We start from the raw sequence: 5,704 nt of genomic DNA on the forward strand, positions 1-5,704 counted from the left end.
CGCGTGCGTGACGAAGTGCAGGTAGCCGTCCCCCGCCGTGGGGGCCCCCATCGGGCGCGCCCGCTCCATCCGGAAGGAGTGGAGCGGCAGCGCGAAGGGAATGCCAAAGCGCTCGCACTGCTTGATGGCCGCCTGCATCTCCTGGGCATGCTTCTGCGCGTTGCCCGCGATGTAGACGACGTCCACCGGCACCGTGCCCAGTACCTCCTCCAGCTGCTCCACCCGGCCCAGCACCGGCAGGGATGACCCGGGCGCGGGCTGCTCGCCGCTGAAGGCCAGGTAGCCGGCGACCCGACGGCGGCCATGTGCCGTCAGCTCCTCCCCCGTCACCCGGCCCAGGGCGCCGAGGCCCAGCACGAGCGCCTCGTCCAGCGGCGCCTCCCGCCGAGCCAGTCGCCGGAACAGCAGCAGCCGCGGCCCCACCACCGCCGTCCACAGCAGCACCGCGAAGAGACTCAGCGCCGCCGTGGGCACGCTCGAGGCCAGCAGCAGGCACGCCAGGAAGAGCACGCCCGTGGTGACCACCACCGCGATGGAGAGAAGCGCCAGGTCATCCAGCACCGAGCGGTCCGAGAAGCGCGGGTCATAGAGGCACAGCGCCGTGCCCACCAGCAGCCACGTCAGCGCCCCGAGGCCCGCCAGCAGCCACACGTCCAGGTTGCCCGGCTGGAGGGGGTGCCCCATCAGCTCCATGGAGCCCACCAGGGCCCCGAGGCCCAGCAGCACATCCACCACCAGGTTCAGCTTCGAGGCGGAGCCCGGTGCCAGGCGTCCGTGCGAGGAGGTCGTTTCCATGGGTGCTCGGCTCTGGAGCAACTCCAGTGCCAAGGCCCCACCCGGAGGTAAACCCTCGGAATTCCAGCCCCCGGGCCTCGGGGGCCCCCTGCCTCAACGGGGCGGAAGCCTGCACTGTGGCGTTCCGCCACACTGCGCTCCGGCCGAGGGAAAACCCCTATCGTTCCAGGCACCTGGAAGGCTCCTCCACGGTCCGGTGTGGCATTCCGCCACAATGAGGGGAAGGCCCGTGAGGCTCCAGCGCGGGTTCCGCGCCAGGTGCCGCCCCCATGCGTGGGCTTCCGGAAGACGCAGGACGGGTCAGTCCTCCTGGTTCTTCAGCAACGACTGCATCCACTTTTGGAACTGTTGTTTCTGGCTTTGCAAGGGAGCGCCCTCCTGGGCCCTCCCCTGAGAGCCAAGGCCTGTATTCAAAAACTGTTGGAGCTGTTGGAACTGTTGAAGAATCCGGGCGCGCTTCGGGCTGCGACCGATCTGGCTGTCCTGGAGTTGTGCTTGAAGGGTACCCGCGAACTGTTGGAGCGACTGCCAGGAGCGCTTTCGACCGGGCTCGGTTGAATCGATTTCCGAAAGAAGCGCTTCGATGTCGATACCCTCTTCGAATTCTGGGAAGTCCAGCAGAGGAAGGTTCAACGGCACCGCGGAGGGGCACAGGGCATCGTCCAGGGTGATGCGCCAGTAGCAGAGCGGCTCCCCTCCTACCGTGTCCATTTCCGTAGCAGGCAATGCGTGCGTTCCCGACGAATCCTTCGTCCATACACCCGTGTGAGCTTGAGAAGAACTGGCGTGGAGGAACCACCCTCCGCTCTCCATGGCCATACGGGACACCCGGTTGTCCACGAAGTCCGAGGCAACGATGTGGATGTGGGGTGTATTCGTGGGCTCGAGCGAGACGTCGTGATTTGCCATCCCGTACCAATGGTCCAGGCAGATCTCCAAGGCGAACCGGATGTTCTCGATGGTGACCATCCCAGAGCGCTGGCCCGGAATGAATACAGTATCGCCATGCGCTCCAATGGCCTCGTGAAAGTCACCACGTTTGTTGTATTTGAACCGTATCCTTCCGTTGAGCAGCATGTATGCCGTATTGCGCTGGATGTAGCAATCTTGATCCGCCCAGTCGGCTAGCTTGCTCAACTTCTCGTCCTTGCCCGGGACCGTATCCTCCACACCATTGAAAGTGTTCTTGTTCCCCGGATTGAAGTTCCCGAATGAAGGGGGAAGGAAGGAGGAGGAGAAGCTGCGTTGGGCCTTGGCCACCCTGGACTCCGTCTTCTCGTCTCCCGTGCGCTCTCCTGTCATCGGGTCCTTCTTGCGCTGCTCGCCCGCGGGGCGCTGGAGGGGTTTTCGCCAGGCGATCGTCCCAGGCACGATGAGCAGGGTCGGATAGGTCCTGCTGAGGGTGAGCAGGTGCTGGAGAAAACCCTCCTTCATGCCCTCCTCCACTGCCCGACGCTCGGCGGAGCTGGTCCTCTGCTGGGTGAAAAGATACTCTGGCGCGACGAAGATGCCTTGAATGGGTTGGCCCGGCGGGAATCCTCCAGCGGCGAGTTTCTCGCCCACCTTCTGGATGGCCTCCGACAGGGCCTGCATCCTGGCATCGGCCGAGGCACCGGCCAAAGGCTGGTTCATATAATGCAAATTACGCGTATTCCTCGACCAGAGTGCGACCAGGATCTCCATTCTTTCCTCGGGGGTTGAAGTGAACCGCGGGCTTGAAACAAGGGCGCCGTCTTCAGTGTCGTTCCCAGGAATACGTGACGTTGATCGGGAATCGCTTGGCGAAACGAAGAGCCAGGCCCAGCTCATCACGCCCTACAAGATTGGTATAGGTAATGTTCCATGTGACGTCTGCGCCCACGAGTTCGACGAGTTGCACCATCTTGTTGATGCAGCCCTGTTTGAAGTCGACGAGAACACCGTCGAAATACATCTGAAAGGGAGATGAATTCATCGCGCAGCACATCGTCGTCAAGTAGAGATCTACCTTCTCGACCTTGAGGCCCTGCGTCATGGACTTCCATTCCCGGATCAAGATTTCCTCGGCATGCCCACCCTGCGTGAACGCAGGGTTGATGGGCGTGTGCGCGTATACCTCATGGGGATGCTCATCCTCGGCATACCGTATTGTTTCCTGATAGAGGTTCTTTTGGTAGGCGCGACGGGCTTCCACTTCCTCGGCATGCTTCCTCGCCTCCGAGATGGGAGGTAGATGCTTGAAAGCTTTAGAATCAGACTCCGCTTTCTTCCGGAGCTCTTCCCGCACCTTGTTGCGATCCATGAGCAGTCCCGCCGCCAGACGATCTTTATGCTCCTTCTCATGCTGCAACATGTTGAGCTCGAACTCGAAGTCCATGGCCTTGATTGCTTTTTCCCTGGCGCTTCGCCGTAGCTCCTCGTGGCGGCTGGACGTCGAATTGATATATCTCTGGACGGTGTCGTAGGGCTGGAAAGGCGCGAGTTGAGTGATGGTTTGACGGGTCCGTCCGTATTGGCCGAAGAGTTCCCCATTTGGCTCCTGGTCATACTCTTCGTTCTCGACCATGAATACATTGTCATCATCACCATTGAAGCGGATGGCGATGCCCACGTACGGCGGCGGGCGTGTGGCGTGCTTGGCTTTCAGGTATCTGCATACTTGTTCAAACGACATGGGAACCCCCGGTGGGAAGATTCAATGAAGAGCGCCTGATGGCAGGCGAGGTGAAGCGCGGAAGCCGTCCCCAGCCCCCTCGTCGGCGGCTCGCGTGCAGGGCGAGCCCCACCAGGCTGAGCGATGCCAGCACCGGAGAGACTCCCGAAGCGGAGCAGTTGCAGCCCACGCCGTTGCCCGTGAGATCCTCCACGATGGCGATGGTCCAGGTGCGGGAGGCGGGCGTCGGGTCCGTGCGGCCCAGCGCGTCCTTCGCGCGCACCTTCAACGTGTGCGCGCCTGACGCGAGACCTCGAAAGGTGACGGGGCTGGTGCAGGGCTCATAGGCCGCGACATCCAGGGCGCACTCGAAGGTGGCGCTCGTCCGGGGGGAAGCGAACTCGAAGGTGGCCTCCGTCGAGGAAAGCGTCCCCTCGGGTCCGGAGGTGATGGCTGTGTCCGGGGGCAGCTTGCCCAGCGAGAAGAGGTAGGGGGAGGACTCCGGGCTGGTGTGGCCCGCCGCATCGGTCGCGGAGGCTCGCACCACGTAGTCCCCCTCGGCCAGGGGCAGCGGCGAGATGAAGCTCCAGCGCCCCGTCGCATCCGCTCGTGTGGTGCCGAGCCGCACGACTCCGACATAGAGCGCCAGCACGCTGTCCGGCTCGGCCGTGCCGGTGATGACCGGGAAGCTCGTGCCCACCGCCCCCGTCCCCTCCTCCGCCGAGAGCACCTCGGGTGCATTCGGCGGCGTCGTGTCCACGGTGAAGCCGAGGGCCGGCGTGGCCGGGCTCGCGTTGCCAGCGGCATCGACCGCGCGTGCCCGGACCTCGTTGTAGCCCTCTGGCACGCCCCCGGCCGAGAGGCTCCAGGTGCCCGCTGCATCCGCCGTGGCCGTCCCGAGAGGCACGCTGCCGAGGAGGTACACCGTCACCCGGCTGGCCGGCTCGGCACGGCCGGAGAGGGTCAGCGTCAACGTATTCAGCAGCGCGCCCGGAGTGGGAGCGCGCAGCTCCGGTACCGCGGGTGGCACCGTGTCCACGGTGAAGGCGCGGGACTCCGAGAAGGAGCCGACACCGCCGAGCGCATCCACGCGGCCCGCCTTCACCTGGTGGGGGCCCTCCGCCAGCAGTCGGGGCGCGGGGATGCTCCAGCGTCCCGCCGTATCGGCCCGGGCACGGTCCAGCTCCCCCCCGTCCAGCATGAGCACCACCAGCGCGCCCGCGTCCGCCCTGCCAGAGAAGAGCGGCGTCCGGGTAGTGAGCAGCGCCCCCGCGACGGGCATCTCCAGTACCGGAGGACTCGAGGTGTCCACCGCGAACGCGCCCACCCGGGCCGAGCAGAGTGCCAGGGCCACCAGTCCCCCCTTGAGCCAACGTCTCATCGTCATGGCTTCGTCCTCCTGGCGTCGGGCTGGCGCTCGTCCGGCGCGTCCTCCCCGGTGTCCTCTTCTCCGGTGTCCTCTCCTGGCGGGGCCTCGTCCGGCGGCCATGGGGCCATGGAGGACGTGGAGACGGCGGGACGTCGGGGTGAGGGTGTCCGGGGAGGCGCTTGCCCCGGCATGACTCGCTCCGGCAGGTGCAGCTCCGGCTCGGGGAGGGGCGCGGAGCCAAAGGAGAGCCCGGCCGCGGCGCGGTAGAGGGGCGTACCAGGCGCGGAGCCGAAGCCCAGGCCTCCCAGCGCGAACACCTCCAGCTCGGGCAGCACGGGGTAGTGCAACCCCCCCAGCACCTCCAGGGCGTTCCTCGAGTGCTCTAGCGGCAGGGTGGCGCGGGCCCCCACCTCACCCCGGAGGCCCTCGCCCAGGAGGGCCAGCGCCGCCGCGAGGCGCACCTCTCTGCCCAACAGGGGGCGGGGGTCCTCGGGCAAACCAATGGCGGCCGAGGACCGCCGCAGCACCTCCGCCTCCAGCGCCGGTCGCAGCCAGCCGAACCGCCGGCCCACCTGCAGCCGGGCGGACAGGCGCGGCCCCTCGTCGCGTGCGAAGGCCTCGGCGCTGCCCACGGGCAATCCCAGGCCCAGCTCCAGCGCCATATCCAGCGCGGCCCCGCCCCGTTGGGAGAGCAGCCCCAGCCGGGTACTGGCGAAGGGCGTGGACAGGCCGCGGCTCTTCGGAGCGCCGAGGCCCGGTGCGCCCGGCTCGTCCCCGCGCTGCTCCACCACGAAGGGGACTCGTATGCCCAACTCCAGCCAGGACGCCACGCTCCACACGCCCGCGAGCTGTGCCGTCGCCCGGTCCCGCACCAGTGCCAGCCGCTGGCCTCCATAGACCAGCGTGAG

General features: G+C 66.3%; 4 protein-coding genes and 1 pseudogene. All 5 read right to left on the reverse strand.

Annotated features, from left to right (window positions below; all coding sequences use genetic code 11):
- A partial coding sequence (locus VF697_RS19300) for a nucleoside-diphosphate sugar epimerase/dehydratase (RefSeq protein WP_414641321.1) occupies nt 1-795 on the reverse strand: 795 nt, incomplete at its 3' end.
- Nucleotides 796-1,095: 300 nt separating this feature from the next.
- Nucleotides 1,096-2,478, reverse strand: coding sequence for a hypothetical protein (locus VF697_RS19305; RefSeq protein WP_331097093.1), 1,383 nt, complete (start codon nt 2,476-2,478; stop codon nt 1,096-1,098).
- 52 nt (nt 2,479-2,530) lie between these two features.
- Nucleotides 2,531-3,448, reverse strand: coding sequence for a hypothetical protein (locus VF697_RS19310; protein ID WP_331097095.1), 918 nt, complete (start codon nt 3,446-3,448; stop codon nt 2,531-2,533).
- Nucleotides 3,438-4,814, reverse strand: coding sequence for an Ig-like domain-containing protein (locus VF697_RS19315; RefSeq protein ID WP_331097096.1), 1,377 nt, complete (start codon nt 4,812-4,814; stop codon nt 3,438-3,440). Before VF697_RS19315 ends, VF697_RS19310 begins: the two co-directional genes overlap by 11 nt.
- A pseudogene (locus VF697_RS19320) lies at nt 4,811-5,704 on the reverse strand (OmpA family protein); the annotation flags it as partial. The pseudogene VF697_RS19320 and the gene VF697_RS19315, both read right to left, overlap by 4 nt.

Origin of the sequence: Archangium sp. (assembly GCF_036388035.1) — a bacterium.
Classification (GTDB): domain Bacteria; phylum Myxococcota; class Myxococcia; order Myxococcales; family Myxococcaceae; genus Archangium.